The organism is Mucilaginibacter sp. L3T2-6 (assembly GCF_030519355.1).
Taxonomy (GTDB): domain Bacteria; phylum Bacteroidota; class Bacteroidia; order Sphingobacteriales; family Sphingobacteriaceae; genus Mucilaginibacter.
Genome location: NZ_JAUMKC010000016.1, coordinates 35,603 through 58,248, shown reverse-complemented (window position 1 = coordinate 58,248; position 22,646 = coordinate 35,603). Strand labels below are relative to the sequence as shown.

At 45.1% G+C, this 22,646-nt stretch carries 20 protein-coding genes and 1 pseudogene; 14 read left to right on the top strand and 7 right to left on the bottom strand.

What is annotated here, in order from left to right:
• Nucleotides 1-3: 3 nt before the first annotated feature.
• Both Q3W13_RS17210 and Q3W13_RS17205 read right to left on the bottom strand, forming a co-directional pair.
• Nucleotides 4-456 (bottom strand): protein-disulfide reductase DsbD domain-containing protein, encoded by a 453-nt coding sequence (locus Q3W13_RS17210; RefSeq protein ID WP_302865845.1) that lies wholly within the window; start codon nt 454-456, stop codon nt 4-6.
• Between the two features lie 120 nt (nt 457-576).
• Nucleotides 577-1,302 carry a biotin--[acetyl-CoA-carboxylase] ligase gene (locus tag Q3W13_RS17205; RefSeq protein WP_302865843.1) on the bottom strand — a complete coding sequence of 242 codons (726 nt, stop codon included), beginning with the start codon at nt 1,300-1,302 and terminating at the stop codon, nt 577-579.
• 92 nt (nt 1,303-1,394) lie between these two features.
• Between Q3W13_RS17205 and rsfS the strand changes: the two genes are divergently transcribed.
• The 3 genes from rsfS to Q3W13_RS17190 all read left to right on the top strand — a co-directional run bounded on the left by rsfS (nt 1,395) and on the right by Q3W13_RS17190 (nt 4,720).
• The gene (rsfS, locus tag Q3W13_RS17200; RefSeq protein WP_302865840.1) at nt 1,395-1,769 is read left to right on the top strand and encodes a ribosome silencing factor; all 375 of its coding nucleotides are present in this window, start codon (nt 1,395-1,397) and stop codon (nt 1,767-1,769) included.
• 86 nt (nt 1,770-1,855) lie between these two features.
• Nucleotides 1,856-3,976: an ATP-dependent zinc metalloprotease FtsH gene (ftsH, locus tag Q3W13_RS17195; RefSeq protein WP_302865839.1), complete on the top strand. Its 2,121-nt coding sequence runs from the start codon at nt 1,856-1,858 to the stop codon at nt 3,974-3,976.
• Nucleotides 3,977-4,081: 105 nt separating this feature from the next.
• Nucleotides 4,082-4,720, top strand: coding sequence for a lactate utilization protein (locus Q3W13_RS17190; protein ID WP_302865837.1), 639 nt, complete (start codon nt 4,082-4,084; stop codon nt 4,718-4,720).
• 6 nt (nt 4,721-4,726) lie between these two features.
• Here the strand turns inward: Q3W13_RS17190 and Q3W13_RS17185 are convergent, their stop codons facing one another.
• Complete coding sequence (locus Q3W13_RS17185; RefSeq protein WP_302865834.1) at nt 4,727-5,899, bottom strand: metallophosphoesterase; 1,173 nt, start codon at nt 5,897-5,899, stop codon at nt 4,727-4,729.
• Between the two features lie 131 nt (nt 5,900-6,030).
• Here Q3W13_RS17185 and Q3W13_RS17180 point away from each other — a divergent pair, with 131 nt between their 5' ends.
• Genes Q3W13_RS17180 through Q3W13_RS17160 form a run of 5 tightly spaced genes read left to right on the top strand, consistent with a single transcriptional unit; the run spans nt 6,031 to nt 9,607 of the window.
• Nucleotides 6,031-6,393: a hypothetical protein gene (locus Q3W13_RS17180; RefSeq protein WP_302865833.1), complete on the top strand. Its 363-nt coding sequence runs from the start codon at nt 6,031-6,033 to the stop codon at nt 6,391-6,393.
• A 10-nt stretch (nt 6,394-6,403) separates the two neighbouring features.
• On the top strand, nt 6,404-7,066 hold the full coding sequence (locus tag Q3W13_RS17175; RefSeq protein WP_302865831.1) for a hypothetical protein: 663 nt from the start codon (nt 6,404-6,406) through the stop codon (nt 7,064-7,066).
• On the top strand, nt 7,059-7,871 hold the full coding sequence (locus Q3W13_RS17170; RefSeq protein ID WP_302865830.1) for a sensor histidine kinase: 813 nt from the start codon (nt 7,059-7,061) through the stop codon (nt 7,869-7,871). The genes Q3W13_RS17175 and Q3W13_RS17170 overlap by 8 nt, the downstream gene beginning before the upstream one ends.
• The gene (locus tag Q3W13_RS17165) at nt 7,871-8,506 is read left to right on the top strand and encodes a response regulator transcription factor (protein WP_302865828.1); all 636 of its coding nucleotides are present in this window, start codon (nt 7,871-7,873) and stop codon (nt 8,504-8,506) included. Before Q3W13_RS17170 ends, Q3W13_RS17165 begins: the two co-directional genes overlap by 1 nt.
• 30 nt (nt 8,507-8,536) lie before the next feature.
• Nucleotides 8,537-9,607: a PA0069 family radical SAM protein gene (locus tag Q3W13_RS17160; protein ID WP_302865827.1), complete on the top strand. Its 1,071-nt coding sequence runs from the start codon at nt 8,537-8,539 to the stop codon at nt 9,605-9,607.
• Between the two features lie 30 nt (nt 9,608-9,637).
• Here Q3W13_RS17160 and Q3W13_RS17155 read toward each other — a convergent pair whose 3' ends face one another.
• Nucleotides 9,638-10,021 (bottom strand): DUF2809 domain-containing protein, encoded by a 384-nt coding sequence (locus tag Q3W13_RS17155; RefSeq protein ID WP_302865826.1) that lies wholly within the window; start codon nt 10,019-10,021, stop codon nt 9,638-9,640.
• 115 nt (nt 10,022-10,136) lie between these two features.
• Here Q3W13_RS17155 and Q3W13_RS17150 point away from each other — a divergent pair, with 115 nt between their 5' ends.
• Nucleotides 10,137-10,313, top strand: coding sequence for a hypothetical protein (locus tag Q3W13_RS17150; protein WP_302865825.1), 177 nt, complete (start codon nt 10,137-10,139; stop codon nt 10,311-10,313).
• 84 nt (nt 10,314-10,397) lie between these two features.
• Here the strand turns inward: Q3W13_RS17150 and Q3W13_RS17145 are convergent, their stop codons facing one another.
• On the bottom strand, nt 10,398-10,868 hold the full coding sequence (locus tag Q3W13_RS17145; RefSeq protein WP_302865824.1) for a DinB family protein: 471 nt from the start codon (nt 10,866-10,868) through the stop codon (nt 10,398-10,400).
• 60 nt (nt 10,869-10,928) lie between these two features.
• Nucleotides 10,929-13,088, bottom strand: coding sequence for a DNA helicase RecQ (gene recQ, locus Q3W13_RS17140; protein ID WP_302865823.1), 2,160 nt, complete (start codon nt 13,086-13,088; stop codon nt 10,929-10,931).
• A 329-nt stretch (nt 13,089-13,417) separates the two neighbouring features.
• Between recQ and Q3W13_RS17135 the strand changes: the two genes are divergently transcribed.
• Both Q3W13_RS17135 and Q3W13_RS17130 read left to right on the top strand, forming a co-directional pair.
• On the top strand, nt 13,418-15,973 hold the full coding sequence (locus tag Q3W13_RS17135) for a M14 family metallopeptidase (RefSeq protein ID WP_302865822.1): 2,556 nt from the start codon (nt 13,418-13,420) through the stop codon (nt 15,971-15,973).
• Between the two features lie 33 nt (nt 15,974-16,006).
• A complete protein-coding gene (locus Q3W13_RS17130) occupies nt 16,007-16,171 on the top strand; it encodes a LytTR family transcriptional regulator DNA-binding domain-containing protein (RefSeq protein ID WP_302865821.1) in 165 nt (54 codons plus the stop codon).
• 48 nt (nt 16,172-16,219) lie between these two features.
• Here the strand turns inward: Q3W13_RS17130 and Q3W13_RS17125 are convergent.
• Nucleotides 16,220-16,408 (bottom strand): annotated as a pseudogene (locus Q3W13_RS17125) (Rid family hydrolase); the annotation flags it as partial.
• A 234-nt stretch (nt 16,409-16,642) separates the two neighbouring features.
• On the opposite strand from Q3W13_RS17125, the gene Q3W13_RS17120 reads away from it, so the two are divergent.
• From Q3W13_RS17120 to Q3W13_RS17110, 3 genes are all read left to right on the top strand, one after another.
• Nucleotides 16,643-17,029, top strand: coding sequence for a hypothetical protein (locus Q3W13_RS17120; protein WP_302865819.1), 387 nt, complete (start codon nt 16,643-16,645; stop codon nt 17,027-17,029).
• Between the two features lie 88 nt (nt 17,030-17,117).
• Nucleotides 17,118-21,482: a CusA/CzcA family heavy metal efflux RND transporter gene (locus Q3W13_RS17115; protein ID WP_302865816.1), complete on the top strand. Its 4,365-nt coding sequence runs from the start codon at nt 17,118-17,120 to the stop codon at nt 21,480-21,482.
• An 11-nt stretch (nt 21,483-21,493) separates the two neighbouring features.
• Entirely contained in the window at nt 21,494-22,621 is a 1,128-nt protein-coding gene (locus Q3W13_RS17110; protein ID WP_302865814.1) for an efflux RND transporter periplasmic adaptor subunit, read from the top strand.
• The last annotated feature ends 25 nt before the right edge of the window (nt 22,622-22,646 follow it).

The window sequence follows — 22,646 nt, the reverse complement described above, 5'->3', positions numbered from 1 at the left end:
AAATTATTTACCTACCGGTATGGTGAAATCAATATCTTCGGGAGGGAGGCATTTATGGTCGTTACAGGTCATGTATTCCAACTGACCTTTTACAGTAGTTGCGCCTGCTGATTTAAGCTTTATTTTCTGCTGAAATATTACCGACTTCTCAAAATAGGTTACGTCCATTTTAAACGTCGACTCATATTTTTTTATAGGGGTTGGCTGTGTAGGTACGCCAACCGGGCTATAATCTTTTGATTTAGCAAAAGTGAACGATGTTTTTATCGGGCCGCCATCAGGAACGTTTAGGCCGTAAACATGCCAGCCATCATCAATAGTTGCTTTCAGAAAAACAACGGCTTCGGTGGGGCTCAGCCTTTTCGCAGCATAAGACCATTTTACATGCGACTCAATTTGTGCTTTAGCGCCAAAGCTTAACACCAGGGCAACAGCAGCTAACAGTACTTTTTTCATTTTTATAGTTTATATTAATTTTCGTGTTAAATTTTTTTAGTCGGCAATCGGGATAGAAAAATTCATATTCTCCGGCGAAGGCATTTATTACAATTGCATACCATAAATTACTCCAATATGCTAATGCAAAAACTCGATTTCCTTCAGGCTAAACTCTAAATCTTCACCCTTATTGTTTTTCACCACCAATAAACCCGAATCGGTAACCCGGTGTATCATTCCGGAAAATCTTCCTTCTTTTGACTTAAATTCCCCCTCTTCGTTTAACCGGTATAGTCGCGACAAATATTTATTCCTTACAAGCGAAATTTTATCAGCTTTCAAACTTAAATAGTACGCTTCCACATGGCGGCAAATTTCGGATAATAAATACTTTAAATCATAATCCTGCTGTAAGATTTGCTTTACAGATATGGCGCCTGGCAGGTTTTCGGGGAAGCCTTCCTGGTTAATGTTTATGCCAATTCCCGCAATGGAATTTTTTATTTGTAAGCCCTGTATCATATTTTCAATCAGCATACCACCAAGTTTACGGTTGCCGTAATAGATATCGTTGGGCCATTTTATGGTTAGGCCGTCGCCAAGCAATGGATGCAAGGCGTCAAAAACGCCCAGGCTAATGGCCCTCACAAGGTCAAATTGCTGTGAAACCGGTAAAAAAGATGGCTTTAATAAAATACTAAAGGTTAAATTTTTACCAGGTTCGGCAAACCAGCCGTTTTGATGCTGACCGCGGCCTGCGTATTGATCGACTGCCATAATGACCGTTCCTTCAATCAATGGCTTGGAATTTGACACTAACTGTTTAAGATAATTGTTGGTTGAGTCTACTTGTTGAATTGTCAATAAATTTTGACCAACAAATAATCCTGAAAATATGTTATTTTGCAAAGTATAATATTATTAAATACCGAATCGTTCAAAACTAATTCTTTTTGATGGGAAAAAACAAAGCGTTAAGTGAAGCGGCCTATATTTCGGAGTTAGCCATTCATGGCATCCAGGAAAAAAAAGGAAACGATATTATCAGGTTAGACCTTCGTAATATATTTAGTTCTGTTGCCGATTATTTTGTGATAACACATGCTGAGTCGGCTACCCAGGTAAAAGCCATAGCCAATAGTGTAGAAGAAGAAATTTATAAAACCACGCAACAGGAACCCTACCGCAAAGAGGGCCTTGAGCATGCTGAATGGATACTGCTGGATTATGTAGATGTGGTTGTGCACGTTTTTCGCACGGATAAACGTGAGTTTTATGGAATGGAAGATTTGTGGGGCGATGCTGAAGTTAAAATGTATAAAAGCGCGTAAGTATTCGCAACAATCAGGGTTTATTGCGCGTCATCGTCATACCGTGAATTTTAAAATAAAGATTGTAAGTTTGAGTTTGTAAATTAATGAAAGATAAGAAATTGGAAAATCCAAAACCGATAAGGAAGATACCGAACAAAAAGATAACGCCAAAATCACCCAGGCCCAGCTTTATGTGGTTTTATGCCATAATAGTTGTTGTGCTGCTGGTTGTTGCCAGTCTTTTAAACACTACCACTACCAACAACATTACCTTCCAGAGGTTTTCGGAAGAGATGCTGAAGCAGCATGATGTATCGAAAGTGGTTTGTTACCGTAGCGGCGACCTCGTAGTGGCCGAAGTTTATATTAAGCCTGAAAGCTTATCAACAAAGCAGCAGTATCGCGACGCTAAAAGAGAGCAAAACAAAATTGGCTTTGGCGGCGCTAATGACTCGCCGCAATACACATTTACCGATGCAACCTTTGAAGGTATAAAAACATCGATAAATAATGCTGAGAAAGAAGCCGGCTTTACCGATGCCCAGAAAGTAGATGTGAGCATTGAACCGGGCCATGAAAGCCTGCTTTCAAACTGGTTTGTACAGTGCATTATAATGGCTGTATTGCTGGTTGCTGTTTGGCTGTTTATTATGCGCCGCATGAGCGGTGGAGCAGGCGGCGGCCCCGGCGGCCAGATATTCAATATCGGCAAATCAAAAGCTACACTTTTTGATAAAGAAGCACAGGTTTCGGTTACATTTAATGACGTTGCCGGCCTTGAAGAAGCTAAACAGGAAGTAATGGAAATTGTCGATTTCCTTAAAAATCCCAAAAAATATACCAACCTGGGCGGAAAAATACCAAAAGGCGCCTTGTTGATAGGCGCGCCGGGTACCGGTAAAACGTTGCTTGCAAAAGCTGTTGCCGGCGAGGCGCAGGTGCCTTTCTTCTCGCTGTCGGGTTCCGACTTTGTGGAGATGTTTGTAGGTGTGGGTGCTTCGCGTGTGCGCGATTTATTCCGCCAGGCTAAAGACAAAGCGCCGTGTATCATCTTCATTGATGAAATCGATGCTATTGGCCGCGCCCGCGGTAAAAATAACATTGTTGGCGGTAATGACGAGCGAGAAAACACGCTGAACCAGTTACTGGTTGAGATGGATGGTTTCGGCACCGATTCAGGCATCATTATCCTGGCTGCTACCAACCGCCCTGATGTGTTAGATTCTGCTTTATTGCGCCCGGGCCGTTTTGACCGCCAGGTGTCTATAGACAAACCGGATTTGATTGGCCGTGAGCAAATATTTAAAGTACACCTGAAGCCGGTTAAACTTGCTGAGGGTGTAGACGCAAAGAAATTATCAGCTCAAACTCCGGGATTCGCCGGTGCTGAAATTGCCAACGTATGTAATGAAGCTGCACTTATAGCTGCCCGCAAGAATAAAGAGGCTGTTGATATGCAGGACTTTCAGGATGCTATCGACCGCGTAATAGGTGGTTTGGAGAAAAAGAACAAGATCATTTCTCCTGAGGAAAAACGCATTGTAGCTTACCATGAAGCCGGCCATGCTATTGCAGGCTGGTTCCTGGAACACGCCGACCCGCTGGTTAAGGTTTCTATCGTTCCGCGTGGTGTTGCTGCCCTGGGTTACGCTCAGTATCTGCCTAAAGAACAGTTTCTGTACACCACTGAGCAATTGATTGACGGTATGTGTATGACGCTTGGAGGCCGGGTGGCCGAAGATATAACCTTCGGAAAAATATCGACCGGCGCACAAAATGACCTGGAACGGATCACCAAACTTGCGTACGCCATGGTGACAATCTATGGTATGAACGAAAAGGTTGGTAATGTATCATTTAACGATACGCAGGGGGAATACCAGTTCAACAAGCCATATTCGGAAAAAACATCAGAAATGATTGATGAAGAGGTTCGCAACCAGATAGCTGTTGTTTACGAGATGACTAAAAAGCTGCTGATAGATAAGCGCGAGGGTCTCGAGAAGCTGGCTAACAAGCTGTTGGAAAAAGAAATACTTTTCCAGAGTGATCTGGAGGAAATATTAGGCAAAAGACCGTTCGACAATCGCACCACTTATGATGAATTTGTGAACGGTCCTGAAGGCGACCAGGGCCCTGCTGCATCTGCGCTGATACCAGAGGGTGTTGCGGATCATTCTGGAACATTTAACCGCAATCCTGAAGAGAAGGATATAAACAGTTAATAATAGTCTTAAGCCAGAGGTCTTAAGTCTTGAGTCGAAAGTTTTTTTGGACTTAAGGCTTAAGACCTTTTAATTTGACTCCAGACTTTCGACTAAGGACTAACTATGAGGGATATAACTACACCAAAAGAAAAACTATTAAAGAAGATCCGGAAGGCTCTTTTGGAGAAAAGGGATAACCCTTATCCGAACGTTGAAGATCTGCCACACTATCCCCAGCCTGAAGAGTTGCCGGAAGTTATGTTTGCCGAGCAGTTTACCGCCATATCCGGGCAGTTCCTTTTTTGTGAGGACGAGGTGCAATTTATAGAAAACTTGCTCGAACTGGCCGAAGCGCGTAAATGGCATAAAATTTACTGCTGGGAACCTGACCTACAGGCCATACTCGACCGTTTTGAATATCCCTACTATTCAACTGATAAAGATTTTGAAGAAGCCGAAGTCGGATTTACGCTTTGTGAAGCTTTGATAGCGCGGAATGGGAGCATCCTGCTTTCAAATGGAAATATGGCGGGCCGCAGGCTGAGCATTTACCCGCCGGTTCACATTGTGCTGGCGTATACTTCGCAATTAGTTGTCGACATTAAGGATGGCCTTAAACTGATAAAAAATAAATATGAGGGTAACATACCGTCCATGATAAGCAATGTTACCGGGCCCAGCCGCACTGCAGATATCGAGAAGACGCTGGTTTTAGGCGCGCACGGGCCTAAGGAGCTTTTTGTGTTTTTGCTGGAGGAATAATCAGGGTTATTGCAGTTTTAACTCATTCAGCCTGCATTCCTCCAATACCACCCTGTCGCTTTCCCTGCCTGGCGCATATTGCCATTTAATTAACCGGATGCATTCATTAGCAATTTCAATCCCTGTGATGTCACCATCGTCAAAACAACAGCAGCCGGTATTGAAATAAGTATCCAGGTAACCATTAAAATCAGGCGGGCGACTGGTTTTCAGGTGCAGACTATCTATTTTACTTTGCACTTTCTCTGCTTCGCTGGTGTTGTTTTCTTTTTTGGCGATATGCAATTTATCGAAAAGTATCTCCAGCTGCGTCATCGATCTAAATACCGGTTGATGCGTATGGCCGGTTATCAGCAGCAGGTTTTCCCTTTTCGAGCTCCATTCATACATAATTCGATTATGGTCGGTTTTTAGCTGGTCATTATTAGCAGGCGTGTTCGGATTTATTCTAAGATACGCCTGGAACGGCCCCCAAATGTCAGATACAAACCATTTACTAAACCAATTGCCGTCGCTTTGCAAATCTCCCTGGTGACCATGTGTCATATAAATTTCGAGCGGACGATCTTTGATGCTGGTTCTAAGGATAACCCCTTCATGAATATCCACAGGGTTGCCATAAATGCTCGCCAGATTGACTTGTGCCAGCGGATCATTATCCCAGTACAAATCGTGATTGCCGAATATTTTAATAAAAGCATTTCGCCCCAGGAATCTTTTTTCGGCTTCAAAAGTTAACTTGTTATGTCGTTTTACGGTTGCGAAAAGATTCTCCCAAAGTTCTTCACTGTCGCCAAGATTTATATAAAAAAAATCCTTTTCATTGTAATAGTTCAATGCAGCCACATAGTTTTTGGCACAATTGGCGAATACGTCAGCCCCGTCCCGCGCGCCTTTGTGCTGATCAGACAGAATTATAAATTTATCTCTTGCAGAATCGAAATTTAATAATTTCCCCCGCCTGGTGTCACCTGCTGCAATCTGCCGGTAAAGCTTGGCTAAGGCCTTTTCAACCCGGCCTTTATCGGGCTGCGAGGATATGCGGTTAGCCAGCTGTATAGCCGGCCGTGTTAAAAGTTTTTGTAAAAATTTACGCATCAGTTTGTTAACGGCTGCAGCGGGCTTTTGTTTAACTACTGTGCTCATCCGGAGGTCGGCTATATCGCAATATTTGGTCACATTGTCAACCCGTTAAATAACGGTATTTTTAACGTTAAAAAACGACGAAAAAACGGTTATTTAACGATGTCATTTATGTGGTTAAACGCTATATTTAGCCAGCATTATCTAACCCTAATAGACAAATTGATATGGCATCTGTAATTGACAAAGACACTGCGAAAGATTTAATTGCGGCCTACCAGGCCCGAAACTCAGACACCAACGGTCCGGCGCTCCTAACACCCGACGGTCAATTTTTAAATGGTTTTTTTATTAGCCGCCGAAGCCTCGACGCTATTTTGAGCGATAAAAATAACGTTGGTGTAAGCGTATTCTTCGCCAAGCATCCTGATTTCCCCACATCGGCCGACAACAAATTTACCCTTATACTTACCGGGGCAGAAATCAACCCGGACTATCCTGAAGTACCCGGCGCCGCACCTTATGTGGGCCGATACGAAACATGGGATCAGCTTACTCCGTGTCCGCCATTTTGTACTGACCTTTGTTAAATAAGCAATTATGAGTTTTGATGAGATATTTTTGATTTACCTGGTGGTGTTACTTTTTGTAATCATCTCCGGGCTTGCACGATACAGGCAGCTTAATAAAGCTTTCAGGTTATTGACAATAACAATACTGTGTACGTTAATAAGCGAGGGCACAAAGAAAATTTACGGCAAAATCTCTCATAATAGTATGCCGCAGGCACACGTTTGGGCCGTAATAGAGTTTGCTTTATTTTCACTCACTTATTATTATCTCATCAACTCGGCGGCAATAAAAAGGTCGATAATTTATGTAATCGGAGGGATGGTGTTGCTGGAGATCGCTAACATTATTTTCTTTGAAAAACTAACGCAATTTCCATCACTTATACTGGAAGCGTCGCACATCGTATATGTTATTTATGCGCTGTTATTGTTCCGGCAGATGCTGCTATCGCCTGCAGAACAAAGTTTATTTAAACAAAGCTTGTTTTGGTTCAATCTCAATATGCTTTTTTACGCCACAACCATGTTTTTAAACTTTGCATTGCTGAGCTATTTTATAGAAAACAAGCTGGACGCTGTTCCTTTGGTTTATTTTTCAGTCTTTGTTAATTTTATATTCTATATTGTAATCGGCATATCATTGCTTATAGATAATAGAAAAACAAAAATTAGCGTGCTGAATAATGGTTAGCGCGGCTCCAAACAGCAGTGAATTATACGTGGTGTTTGTCGCTACAACCGTTTTTTTTGTTTTCCTGGCCGGCTTTATTATCTATTTTATTGTACTCTATCAAAAACGCCAGGTTCAAAACAAAGCGGAACGTGAAGGCCTGGAAGCTAATTTTAAGCAGGAGTTTTTAAAAGCGCGTTTGGAGATACAGGAGCAGACCTTTGCCCATGTAAGCCGGGAGTTGCACGATAACATAAACCAGGTATTATCCTTCGTGAAACTTAACCTGGCTATGATTAACAACGTGACCGAGCCGCAGCAGACTAAATTAAACGAGAACCGCGATCTGATCGCCCAGGTAATTACCGACCTCAGGGACCTGTCAAAAAGTTTAAGCTTTGAGTATATCACCAAGCAGGGACTCGTAAAGACCGTTGAAAAGGAGGTAGATAAACTCAATAAAAGCGGCCTTATAAAAGCAGTATTTACTGTGAACGGCGATATTTATCCTCTCGGGGAACAACGTGAGCTGGTATTGTTCCGCATTTTTCAGGAGGTTGTTAATAATACAATGAAGCATTCTGGCGCGGCACATCTTAAAATTGGTTTGGATTATAAGTCCGGAGTATTTAATTTAACCATCAGTGACGATGGCGTTGGGTTTTCAGCTAACTCATTGGACCATAGCCAGGGTTCTGGTTTGATGAATATTGAAAATAGGGCAGCGGTGATAGGTGCAGTCTCAAAAATAGATAGTTCGCCTGGCAAAGGATGCACTGTAAATGTTCACCTAAACTTGTTACAACAAAAAATCGCATTACATTAATGGAAAATGTGCAGATAGCATTAGTTGATGACCATAAGCTTTTCAGGAGCGGGATCGCGTCATTAATCAATAACTTTAAAGGGTTTAAGATACTTTTTGAGGCTGGCAACGGCGAAGAAATGATTCGCCGGATTTCTTCAAAACTTAAGCCCGACATTGTGCTCCTGGATATCCACATGCCGGTGATGGACGGGGCAGCTACAGCCTTGTGGCTAAAGGAAAATTATCCCGAAATCCGGATTATCGTATTGTCGATGCTGGAAGACCCCGAAAAAGTGCTCACGATGCTCAAGCTGGGTACAAAGGGTTATCTTCTAAAAGACTCAGAACCACACGAATTTGAGCGCGCTTTGCAAAAAGTGTCGGTTGGCGAGGTTTATTACCCTGAATTTGTTACCCGGCTGTTGATAAATACCTTTAATGAACAGAATGACCAGGTTACATTGCAAATCCGTGAACTGGAATTTATCAAGCTGGCGGCTTCAGAGTTAACGTATAAAGAAATAGCCACCCAAATGTGCATCAGCATACGTACAGTTGACGGCTACCGCGACCAGTTATTTGAAAAGCTGGGAGTAAAAAGCCGTATCGGCCTGGTATTATATGCAATAAAACATAAACTGATAGAGGTATAATTTACTAATATTTTTAGTAAATTTGTTCTCATGTCACATGAGGAGAATCCGGAGTTTTTTAAAGGGCGGGGAGCGCAGGTAAATACTCATAACAAGTATTTAAAAAATAAATACGTACTGGAGCATATTGAGGGGCTTGATGAACCCCTGCTTGAAAATACCGCCACTCAGCTTTTTGAAGAGAATCCAAAAAAGATCGTCAGCGAGTCCAACAGTCCTGACCTAAGCCACATGTATTCCATTAACCCCTATCAGGGATGTGAGCATGGCTGTATATATTGCTATGCCCGTAACACTCATGAGTATTTTGGTTTTAGCGCAGGGCTGGATTTTGAGCGCAAAATAATCGTGAAGCGCAATGCGCCGCAACTTTTAGAGGACTACTTCAATAAAAAGAATTACCGGCCCGTGTGTATCCTGCTGTCGGGCAATACGGATTGTTATCAGCCAATAGAACGCAGACTAAAGATAACGCGCTCGCTACTCGAGGTCTTCCTTAAATACAGAAACCCTGTAAGTATAATCACCAAAAACAATATGATATTGCGTGATATAGATATTTTAACCGAGATGGCCGCAATGAACCTTGTGCATGTGAATGTGTCTATTACATCATTAAACGAGCAAACCCGGCAAAAACTTGAACCCCGGACGGTGACGGCTACCGGCCGCCTGGCAGTAATTCAAAAGTTGACCGAAAAAGGCATCCCTTGCCGGGTAATGGCAGCGCCGATAATACCCGGATTGAATAGCAACGAAGTGCCTGCGATAATAAAAGCCGCAGCAGACCGCGGTGCGTTGGCCGCAGGCTTCACGATAGTGCGCTTAAACGGCAGCATAGGTGAAATATTTACTGACTGGATTTATAAAGCATTCCCCGACCGCGCTGAAAAGGTGCTGAATATGATAAAGTCTTGCCATGCCGGCAACCTTAACGACAGCGAATTTGGAAGACGAATGAGTGGCGAAGGAAAAGTTGCAGAATCTATCCACCAGATGTTTAAGATGGCCTATACCCGGTTTATGGCCGGCCGGGAAATGCCTGAATTTGATTACTCACTTTTTGTGCCACGGAAAGGCAGGCAGACAAGTATATTCTGAACGGGAATAAGCCATCACGAATGGCTATTATTACCTACTAATGTTATTTTGGTTAGCCACTAGTTTTATATCGATTAGCGCTCCTACCCCAATTCCGGCAGTGTAACAAAGCATATCGCTCCATAAAAAGCTATAGCCTAAAATCAGGCCGCCTATGATGGTGTGCCTGATGTTATTTATCCAGTGAGCCTGGTAAAGCTGACTGGCCTCAATGCTATAGCTGAATATTAAGCTTACAGCAACAGCCCATTTAATTTTTTTACCAATTAACAGGAAACGCACGATAAAATAAACCATCAATCCCCATAAAATATCGCCGATAAAAAGCGGAATACCGTTAACATGTCTCGATAAAAGGCCTAAAGCAATGGTTGCAATTATCAGGACGAAATAAGTTGATTTTGTTTTGAGCATCTCATCAAATTTAAAAAGTCCCCAAGATTTCGGAAGTTTTAAATTTGAGCTAACTTTTGCACAGCCGTTAACAACTTTTAACACTTAGTATTAAAATTAGCACGTATTTTCGGGTATGTCAAATCACATCGAATTAACAATAGACGATATTATAGCAGCGCTGCCTGCGCTTGACCATAACGACAGGATGAAATTACAAAGCGCCCTTTTCGGTTTCCAGAATGATATGGATCTTAAAGAGGCGTTGAGTCAGAATCTTGAAACGTTGAAAGGCCGGGCAGGCCAGGAGTAGCGAATAAATCATTAGCCTGGGGTAATGAGTCCAAAGCCGGCTACAGACTTAAGACTCATGACTCTGGACTTTAGACTGCGCCAACTAATCCCATATATTGGGGCGCGTTATCCCGACTGTTCTTAGGCAACTCATTATATTACCGGCGTGAATGGCTTCATGATATGCGATCCTCATCAGGTAATCCCCTAATTTTCTTTGCTGGCCAAGTGCTGGTCTGATAATCTCTATCTCCTCGAGGCCTTTTTCAGAAAATGATCTTATCATTTTAAAATAATCTTCCCGGTAAGGGGCGGCAAAAATTAGCTCGCCGGCTATTGTTGTATATGGACGGTTTTCCCATGGCGTGCTTAGGTCGCCTTTATCGCCACGGGCTATGATTATTTTTTGATAGATGTATTCGCTTTCCAGCACATGGCGTACCAGTTCAATTAAACTCATTGCCTCGTTATCCGGCCGCCAATCATAAAGTTTTTCGGGTATGCTATTCCAGAGAATAATGCTGCGTCGCCTTATTTCCTCGTAATTTAAAATGATAAGCTGCGATGTATTCATACGCTTTATAGGTGCAGACACACTTTATTTTATGCCGCCCGGGCCGATTTTATAATTGTCTTATAATTCACCGTTCTTCCGCACCCAGGCCACTACGGCTTTAATTTCGCCATAGCTAAAGTCATTGCCTAAAACCTCTTTTAAAGGCGATAGTTTTTCTGCGCCATAGCTTTCCACGGCGTCTTTTATGGGTTGTATTTTGTCCGGCGTAACTAATTCTGTTACCTCCATTTCTCCTTTGTAGATGTAAAAGCTTAAATGGCCCTCTATAGTGGCGGCGGCCAATCCGCGTGATTCGGCAATTTCTGCCACCGACTTACCCGAACGATACATCGTAAAACTTTCCCTGGCTGTGTCAGATGACCTGGGAACCGACGATCGCTCTCCGTTTGTTTTGCGTTCCCGTTTGGATGATTTTTGTTGCATCCTTGACGCCAGCCCGTTTTTACTGGCGTATGTTTTTACAGGCTCCAAAAACTCGCGGCCATAACGGGCAAGCTTCACGTCGCCGAAGCCAGAGATGAGCCGCAGTTCGTCCAAACTTAGCGGCAGGTAAGTTGCCATTTCCTGCAAGCCCAGGTCTGAAAGAATAATATAAGGCGGAACGTTTTCATGATGAGCGATATTACTGCGCAGGCTCCTGAGATCGTTTAGCAGCGGCGCTTCGAACGGTAATACTTGATGCCGTTGTTGTTCCTCCACTTTTTCAATCTCCGGCAATTCAACTTTTTGCATCCCCTTAAGTACCGCCTCGCTTTTAGTTGTAAGTTTTAATACCGGGTACATATCATTGGTGGCCTCCAAATAACCCTGGCGCATGAGTTCACTCAAGTAGCGTTGCCATTCAGGTTTGCTGATATCGTTCCCTATGCCGTAGGTTTTAAGCTGCTTATGTTCTTGCCAAATCTTTTCGCTTTTTGAGCCGCGCAGAAAGTCGATTATATATGCACTGCCAAAACGCTCCCTGAGCCTTGCCACCGCAGAAAGTGCTTTTTGTGCGATGAGTGTGGCATCGAAGGTTTTAAACTCTGTTAAGCAAACATCACAAGCCCCGCAGTTTGGAGGAAAAGCCTCATCAAAATAATTCAATAAGTATTGGCGTCGGCAAGAGTGGAGCTGGCAATATTTTACCATATCATCCAGCTTTTTCAGCATAATACGGCTTTGCTCCGGGTTGTCTTCAACCATTGCAAATTGCTTTAGCTTCATGCCATCTCCCGGGGCGAAAAGTAACAGCGCATCTGAGGGCAAGCCATCGCGCCCCGCACGGCCTGTTTCCTGGTAGTAACCTTCAATATTTTTTGGCAGGTCCATGTGCACTACGTACCGCACGTTCGATTTATTAATGCCCATTCCAAAGGCTATCGTTGCTACTATTATCCGAACTTCATCCCGCAGAAAGGCTTCTTGCGTACGGGCTTTAACGGTATAGTCCAACCCCGCGTGATAAGCTTCGGCCCGGTAGCCTGCTGTTTTTAAATCTTCCGCCAGCTTTTCTGTCGATTTACGAGACAGGCAATATACTATGCCAGAATCATCCTTGTGGCCCTCCAGAAAGGCCAGCAGCTGGTTAAAGCTATTGCGTTTGGCCGCTACTTTATAGGTAATATTCTCCCGGTTGAATGAAGAAACAAAAACTTCCGGGTTTTTTAGGTTCAGCTTTTCGAGTATATCTTTTTTGGTGAGTTTATCCGCTGTTGCGGTTAATGCTATTACCGGCACTTTTGGAAATTCTTCTTTTAGCCCCGAAAGCGCCAGGTATTCCGGCCGGAAATCGTGCCCCCAATGCGATATACAATGTGCTTCATCTATGGCTATGAGTGAGACAGGCAGCTTTTTCAGAAAATCCATCAGCCTTGCATCTTTTCCAAATAAACGCTCTGGTGCCAGGTACAGCAGTTTTATATGATTATTTTTGAGTTTTATGCCGATTTCGGTTTGTTCATTAGGCGACTGGCTCGAGTTTAAAAAAGCAGCCGGTATGCCATTCACATTCAGCGCATCAACCTGGTCCTTCATCAAAGCTATAAGCGGCGAGATCACCAGGGTCAGTCCATCAAGCAATACAGCAGGTAATTGATAGCATAAGGATTTTCCGCCGCCGGTAGGCATCAGCGTGAGTACATCCCTTTTGTCCAGGATATTGTTTATGATAGCTTCCTGCTGATGGCGGAACGCGCTGTAACCAAAATATTTTTGAAGGGCTTGTGATGGGGTCATTATATGCTAACCGGGCTGTGTGACATGCAAATATGCTAAAAATTTTGGCATTTTAAAATCTGAGAAGCTGTCTAAAAATATAAATATACCGGTTTTAGCCCCACCCAAACCCTCCCAGGAAGGGAGGGCTTAAAATATCCTTAAGCTAAAGTCCCCCCATCCGGGGGAGATTTAGAGGGGGGCTAATGTCCTGTAATAATTATTGGCAACCGTTTTTGGACAGGATCTGAAAATAAAGAGCTACTGGTAATATATTCCTGCTGATGCTGCGAGAAATGGCGCTCTTTAAAATAATTTTATAAATTAGCCTTTAACTTAACTGATTATCTATGATAAGAAAGCTACTCCTGTCACTCCTTTTTACCGGTGTCTGCTATTTTGCTTCCGCTCAAAACATACAGTCGCCAGAACAATTTTTAGGCTACAAACTTGGTGAACAATTTACTCCCCATTATAAAATTATCGAATATTTTAAGTATGTGGCGGCTCACTCTAAAAACGTAAAGCTGCAGCAATATGGTACTACCAGCGAGGGCAGGCCATTGATAGCAATGTTTATCGCTTCTGATGAAAATATTGGCCGCCTGGAAGAGATCCGGACTAATAACTTGCGATTGGCGGGCCTGGAGTCGGTGGCGGTTACGGGTGCCAGCAACAGTGCAGTTAAAACGGGTTCTGCTTCATCTTCGGCTGCCACAACCAAAACACCGGTTATTTGCTGGCTGAGCTATAATGTTCATGGTAATGAGCCGGCGTCGTCTGAGGCTGCGATGTTGACATTGTACGACCTGGCAGATGCATCCAACGCCCGTACCCAGGGATGGCTGAAAAATATGGTAGCAGTTATCGACCCCTGTATTAATCCGGACGGCCGTGACCGGTATGTAAATTTCTATAATTCTGTTAAAGGCGAAAGACCAGATGCTAATCCATATTCACGCGAGCATGCAGAGCCATGGCCGGGCGGCAGGGTGAACCATTACTATTTTGACCTTAACCGGGATTGGGCATGGCAAACACAGAAGGAAACGCAGGCTCGCCTCGCTCTTTATAACCAGTGGCTGCCACAGGTACATGTGGATTATCACGAACAAGGTTATAATGCACCGTATTATTTTGCTCCCGCCGCCGAGCCGTTCCACAAGGTTATTACCCCATGGCAGCGTGAAATGCAGACAACCATCGGGAAAAACAATGCCAAATATTTCGACCAGAATGGGTGGCTGTATTTTACCAAGCAGGAGTTTGATTTGTTGTACCCTTCATACGGCGATACTTATCCGATATATAACGGTTCAATTGGGATGACTTACGAGCAGGGGGGCATAAGTGCGGGCCTGGCAGTAGTTAGCCGCTCGGGCGACACCGTAACTCTGGTACAGCGTGTGGCACACCATCACTCAACAAGTTTAAGCACACTCGAAATCACTTCGGCTTATGCGCAAAAACTGTTAACCGAGTTTAAAAGGTTTTTTGATAATAGCCGCTCCAACCCTCCGGGCGAGTATAAAACTTATGTGATAAAAAATGACAACGTAGACAAAGTAAATGCGTTGACCACTTTGCTTGACCGTAACGGCATTCAATATGGCTTCGGCTTAAAAAATACCATAAACGGATATGATTACATAACCGGCAAAAACGAACAATATGAAATCAGCCCCAACGACCTGGTGATAAATGCTTATCAGCCCAAATCGGTATTGCTGGACGTGCTGCTTGAGCCAAAAACCTTTGTAACCGATTCAAACACTTATGATATTACAGCCTGGTCTCTGCCGTATGTTTATGGATTAAAAGCTTACGGAGTGAAGGAATCGTTAAAGCCAACTACGGCTACCTTCAGCGCAGCGCGGCCATCGGTATTGGTTAACGTGCATGCCTATGCCTATGTTTCATCATGGCAATCGGTTAACGATGTGCGCTTTCTGGCCGCATTGTTAAAAAACGGTATTAAAGTTCGTTATTCAGAAAAACCATTCGACGCAGCCGGAAAGCACTTTAATGCAGGATCGCTACTGATAACGCGCGCAGGGAATGACAAAGCCGGTTTCGATGAAAGCGTAGCCCGTATTGCGGCCTCGTTAAACCAGGATCTGACGCCTTTAACATCCGGTTTTGTTGATAAAGGTTATGACCTTGGTTCAGATGCGGTGCGTTATATAAAGCAGCCACGGGTGATGCTGGTCACCGGCGATGACATAAACGCTGAAGCCATGGGCGAAATATGGCATTATTTTGAGCAGCAGATAGCCTATCCGGTAACGCAGATACGTTACCGCGATTTGAATCGTGCCAGGTTAAGTGATTTTGATGTCGCTATTTTTCCTGACGGCGATTATGATAATTTTCCTTCTGAAAAACTGGAGAATTGGGTGCACGATGGCGGCAGGCTGATCGCCCTGCAAAATGCTATTGGGCAGTTGGTTGATAAAAAAGGCTTCATGGTTAAACATAAGGAAGATAAGAAAGACGACAAAAGCGAGGGTAAAGATAAAATGCCCAACATGGTGACCTACAGCGACCGCGACCGGGATGCGATCCGCTCGAGTGTGCCGGGTGCCATCTATAAAGTAAACCTCGACAACACTCATCCGCTTGGGTTCGGCTTACCTTCTTATTATTACACCATAAAGCTAAGCGATGATATTTATGATTATTTCGGCGACGGCGGGTGGAACGTCGGAACTGTAAAAAAGAACGGCCTGGTGTCGGGCTTTGTTGGTCAGAAAAGCAAAGAAAAGATCAAGGATGGTATGCTTATAGGCGAACAGCCAATGGGACGGGGAAGCGTAATTTATTTTGCCGACGACCCGCTATTCCGCAGCTTCTGGGAAAACGGTAAATTGTTGTTTAGCAACGCAGTATTTATGGTAGGCCAGTAAAAAGGGGGGGGCGGCGGTAAGCAGGTCGCTTACTTGACCATGACAGAGATCGAGGCCGCGCTCCCGGGAACGGTATTCATGAGAACCCATAAATCTTTTATTATCAACTTGACAGAGATCAGGAGTATTGAAGGCAATACCATAGGCTTGTCCGAAAACAGGATCTTCCAATCGGCGCATCTTACCGTACGGCATTGATAGAATTTATAAATTCAAAATCCGTATTCAGCCGCAGATAAGGGCTGCTTATTCCCTATGTACGGGGAAACAGCCTTTTATGGCTATTTGTAAAGTCCGGGGCAGGGTGCCATAGTTGCTATACACTTCGTTCACCTCGGCAAATACCTGCAAATCCGTGAGGAAAAGGCTGGCTTTTACAACATGGTTGAAATCCAGTCCTGCCTCAGTAAATATAGCCCCGATGTATTTCATAACTTGTTGGGTTTGCCCTTATTCCCCCGGGGCACTAATTTGCCATCAGATGTGTCTATGGGAATCTGCCCGGCTACGAAAACTAAATTTCCGGCGACTATCGCCTGGCTAAGACTCACTCGGCGGTCAAAATTCAGATTAAAATCAGGATGCCGGGTGATATTTGTCACTATTCTCAGGCCGTGAATTAAATAATTTTGGCTGATGAAAGGGCGGTATTAAATAATTTGATCGTTAGTGAAAAAGTTTATTGCCATAGGGTTCCTGGCAGTTTTTCTGCTTTCAGCAACAGACGCATATCAGTTGTTGAAGTTGCCTTATATTTTTGAACATTTTGCTGAGCATCACAAGCTGGATCGCCACCTTTCGTTCGCGGCATTTCTGGATATTCATTATGTTCATGGCAGCCCGAAAGACAAGGACTACGAGGAGGATATGAAGCTGCCGTTTAAGAGCACCGATAAATGCCCGGTAAACCAGTCGGTCGTTTTCGTATTACCGGCAGGCGTAACAATTTCAACCAAGCCATTAGAATTAGTCCCGCATGGTATAACATTTTATAGAGACCGTTTCATTCCCGGCGGTTATTTTTCCGGCATCTGGCAACCGCCGCAATTTTGTTAAGCAATCCATTTAAACTGACAGAACAGGAAAATCAACCTGTTCTGATTTCCTGTGTCCTGCATGGGCAGTATCATTTAATCTTTTTATTATGCTTAACAGAATTATCGAATTTTCTGTGAGAAACAAGTTAATTATAGGCTTATTTCTCATAGCGCTTATCGGGTACGGCGCCTTTCAGCTTACGCGGCTGCCTATCGACGCCGTGCCTGACATCACCAACAACCAGGTGCAGGTGATCACAACAGCGCCATCGTTCGGCGCAACTGATATTGAACGGCTGGTCACTTATCCGATAGAACAGGCAAATGCCAATATCCCCGGCATGAAAGAGATCCGCAGCTTTTCGCGTTTCGGCTTGTCCCTGGTCACCATTGTTTTTGATGACCAAACAGATATTTACTGGGCGCGTCAGCAGGTGGCAGAGCGTCTTCAACAAGTAAAGACCGAAATACCTGCCGGCGTGGGCAACCCTGAATTAGGCCCCGTAAGCACTGGCCTCGGAGAAATCTATCAATATGTGGTCAGACCTGAACCCGGCTATGAAAGCAGGTATGACGCAATGGAACTTCGTACGATACAGGACTGGATTGTGCGCCGCCAGTTGTTGAGCGTAAAGGGTGTGGCAGAAGTGAGCAGCTTTGGCGGTAAGCTAAAACAATACAGCATCGAAGTAAATCTTAACCGCCTTCAGGCACATGGGGTGACGATAGCCGACATTTTCAATGCCGTTGAACGGAATAATAAAAATACAGGAGGAGGCTATATTGAAAAAGGGCCGGCTGTGCTTTATATCCGGACCCAGGGTTTGTTTAGCAGCACAGAGGATATTAGGAATACGGTTATTAAATCGCTTGATAACGGGCAGCCCTTATTCATACGCGACGTGGCAGACGTCAGAACCGGCTATGCAACACGTTATGGAGCGATGTGTTATAACGATCAGGGCGAAGTTGCAGGCGCCGTGGTGATGATGTTGAAAGGGGCCAACAGCAGCGCCGTTATCAAAAATGTAAAAAAACGTGTCGCAGAAATAGAGAAAATGCTTCCCGACGGCGTGATTATCGAGCCTTTTCTTGACCGTACCAAAATGGTAAATAATGCGATCGGAACTGTTGAGCAAAACCTGTTGGAAGGCGCGCTCATCGTCATTTTTGTTTTGGTCGTGTTTTTGGGCAATGTAAGGGCGGGCCTGTTAGTGGCTTCGGTTATTCCGCTGGCGATGCTGTTCGCCGTGATCATGATGAACCTGTTTGGCGTGAGCGGCAATTTGATGAGCCTTGGCGCACTTGACTTCGGCCTGATTGTTGACGGGGCGGTGATTATTGTTGAAGCGGTGATGCACAAGTTAAGCCATAGCAAACACTTTGCGAAGATCAACCGGCTGGAACAGCGGCAGATGGACGAGGAAGTAAAAGAATCCGCCAGCAAAATGATGAACAGCGCAGTTTTCGGCCAGATCATCATCCTGGTGGTTTATTTACCCATTTTCACCTTGCAGGGCATTGAGGGCAAAATGTTCAAACCAATGGCCCAGACGGTGGCCTTTGCGTTGCTAGGCGCTTTTTTACTGTCCCTTACCTATATACCGATGATGAGCTCGGTTTTCCTCAGTAAAAAGGTGAAGCATGCTCCTAATTTTTCAGACCGGCTGATGGCAAAAATAGAACAGGCCTACCAGCACGCTCTGCAAAAAGTGCTTGCCTTCCCCAAAACCGTAGTAGTTACAGTGGCGGGGCTGTTCATTGTTGCTGTTTTTGTGTTAACTAAGCTTGGCGGGGAGTTTATCCCGGCTCTGGAAGAAGGCGACTTTGCAGTAGATACGCGGGTGTTAACCGGCAGCAGCTTAAACACGACTATTGCCAATACCCAGCAAGCTGCCCATATCCTGAAAACACAGTTTCCGGAAGTGGAAAAGGTGGTCACCAAAATTGGCAGCGGTGAAGTTCCGACAGACCCGATGCCGATGGACGCCAGTGATATGATGGTGATTTTGAAGCCTAAGGCCGAATGGACAACTGCCAAAACATTTAATGAACTGGCACAAAAAATGGGCGGTGCGCTGCAGGCAGTTCCGGGCGTTACGGCTGGCTTTCAGTATCCGGTACAAATGCGTTTCAATGAGCTGATGACCGGCGCCCGGCAGGACGTGGTTTGTAAGATATTTGGCGAAGACATGGATACACTGGCCCGGTATGCTGCCCGGTTAGGCAAAATTATCAGCACCGTTGACGGCGCTAAAAACCTATACGTAGAGGCCGTTGGCGGCGTGCCGCAGATTTTGATTAGCTATAACCGGGACGCTATTGCGCAATACGGCTTAAATATTGACGATATCAACCGGACAGTAAATACCGCCCTGGCTGGTCAAAGTGCTGGCATGATGTTCGAGGGTGAAAAGCGCTTTGACGTGGTGGTACGCCTCAGCGGGGAACAAAAGAAAGATCTGAAAGATATTCAGAGCCTGCTGGTAGCTGCACCTAATGGTATGCAAGTGCCGCTTTACCAACTGGCTGATGTCAGTATTAAGGACGGTCCCAACCAGATACAGCGGGAAGACGCAAAACGCCGCATCGTTGTTGGCTTCAATGTTCGCGGACGTGATGTGCAAAGCATCGTTCAGGAACTGCAGGTCAAGGCAGGGCGTGAGCTTAAGTTACCGGCCGGTTATTACGTCACGTATGGCGGGGCATTTGAGAACCTCAACGCAGCAAAGCAGCGGCTGATGATTGCCGTGCCGGTCTCTCTGCTGCTGATATTCCTGCTGCTGTACTTCGCTTTTAATTCAGTTAAGCAAGGCTTACTGATCTATTCTGCCATTCCGCTCTCCGCCATCGGCGGTATATTGTTTCTGGCCCTGCGCGGGATGCCTTTCAGTATCAGCGCGGGCGTAGGGTTTATTGCCCTATTCGGCGTCGCCGTATTGAACGGCATTGTGCTGATAGCTGAATTTAACCAGCTTAAACAAAACGGCATAACGAATTTGAAACGCGTGGTATTGATGGGTACAAAAGTACGCCTGCGCCCCGTGCTGATGACTGCCTTTGTGGCCTCGCTGGGCTTTTTACCTATGGCAATAAGTAATGGCGCCGGCGCTGAAGTGCAGCGGCCTTTGGCTACCGTCGTCATCGGCGGCTTGCTTATCGCGACATTTCTAACGCTTTTCGTACTGCCGGTTCTGTACATCATTTTCGAGCAAGGCTTAAAGTTCAGGATACGTAAAGCCGGGGCTGCAACCGGCTTGATATTTCTATCCATTTTTACAGGTAACAGTACCCCGGTCTCCGCACAAACTCCGATCAGCCTGAAGGCTGCAATCGACACCGCAATAAAGAACAACCGGCAGGTAAAAAATGAGCGGTTAAAAGCGGCCTATCAGCAAATTCTTATAGGCAGTGGCCGTGGCCTTCCGCAAACCAGTGTGACGGCCGACATCGGGCAGATCAATAGCATCTACATCGATACCCGTTTTTCCCTCAATCAATCCTTCAGTTTTCCAACAGTATATGCCCGGCAAAAGGACTTGCTTCGCCAGGAATGGAAAACCAGTGTATGGAATATTGCCGTCAAAGAAGCTGAACTAAAAAAACAGGTTGGGCAGGTCTATGCAGCAATGCTTTACCTGAATCAAAAGCAGCGCCTGCTGGATTATACGGATAGTCTGTATGCGGCTTTTTATAGCCGGGCGAAGTTGCGCCTGGAAAAAGGTGAAAGTAACCTGCTGGAAAAAAGCAGTGCCGAAGCTTTGCTGGCGCAGATCGAAATACAGCAGAGTGAGCTGAGACAGGACGCAGCTGTATTGCAAATGCAATTTCAATTATTGCTCAATACGGAAACTCGCTTTCATCCCGGTCAAAGTAGTATGAAAATCGAACCACCTGATGCTGCAGCGACCGACACATCGCTTTTGGTTCAGCACCCCGCGCTTATGATGCTTGCCCAGCAGCGGGAAACCGCTTCCCTCGCATGGAAACTGGAGAAAAGCAGGCTTTTGCCTGAGCTTTCACTGGGCTATGCCAACAGCAGCATCAAAGGGCTTGGGGCTGATGACCGGTATTATAACGGCGGGCACCGTTTTAGTTCCGTGCTGGTAGGTATTGGAATCCCGGTTTTTCCGGGCGGTCAGCAGTCCCGCATTAAAGGGGCGCGCGTGAACCGCCAATTAGCAGCAGACACTTATGAGGCAGGTGTACAAAACCTCAGAACGGAATATGCTATGGCGCTGCAACGGTATCATACTGCCTTAAATACTGTAGCGGCTTTTGAGGGGCGCTATCTGAAAAACGCTGACTTAATCAGCCAGACCGCCAACAAGCAGCTGGCTGCCGGTACCATTAATTACCTGGAATGGGTACAGGTAATCAGCCAGGCGATTACCATACGCAATGCATACATGGACGCGGTCAGAACCCTGAATGAAACGGTGATTCAGCTCAACTATTTAACCAACAGATAAGTTTGACAAAAATGAAAACAAGCACATATATCATAACTGTGGCGGTATTATTCGGTGCCTGCCGTGGTAAAAACAATACTATAGCAGACAGTCAGAAACCGGTGGCGGCTAATGAAAATTCGGTAAAACTAAGCGATGCGCAATTCCGCAACGCAGGCATTATTACCGGAACTATCGTTGAAAGAGAAATTTCCGGCACGCTTAGATTGACCGGCAAGGTGGACGTACCGCCGCAGAATATGGTTTCGATAAGTTTGCCGTTGGGCGGTTACCTGAAGTCAACCCACTTGCTGCCGGGCATGCGCGTGAGAAAAGGTGAAGTTATTGCCATAATTGAAGACCAGCAGTATATACAATTGCAACAGGACTATCTTACCGCAAAAGCTAAGCTCGCCGTTCTGGAAAAAGACTACCAGCGTCAGAAAGACCTTAACGCGAGCAGGGCTGCCAGCGATAAAGTGACCCAGCAGGCAGAGGCCGATTATCGTGCTGACCGTATCCTGGTAACCTCTCTGACAGAGAAACTGCGGCTTGCCGGTATCGATCCCGCACGCATCAGCGAGACCCATATCGAAAAAAGTGTCAATGTGCATTCGCCAATTGATGGCTTTGTATCGAAGGTCAATGTCAATATTGGTAAATATGTATCGCCGACCGAGGTCCTTTTTGAGTTGGTTAATCCTTCTGACATCCATCTTGCCCTGAAAGTATTTGAAAAAGACCTGGGCCAGTTATACCTGGGCCAAAGCGTGATGGCCTATACCAACAGCAACCCGGATAAGAAATATAATTGCAGGGTACTGCTTATAGGGCACGACCTTTCAGCAGACCGCGCAGCAGATGTGCATTGTCATTTTGAAACTTATGACAAGGCCCTGGTGCCCGGCGCCTACATGAACGCGGAGGTGGAGGTGAAAAACAGGAAGGCCAGCACCCTGCCCGCAGATGCGATTGTTCAGTTTGAGGGTAAATCTTACGTCTTTAAAGTCACCGGCGATAAAACTTATCAGATGGTCGGTGTAAACTGCGGGGAATCAAAAGGTGGTTTCGTTCAGGTAGATATGGCGAATGCCAATGCTGTTTTTGTGACCAAAGGGGCCTATGCTTTACTTATGATGCTGAAAAATAAGGCTGACTGATTTGCCATATGTTGTGGTTGAAAAG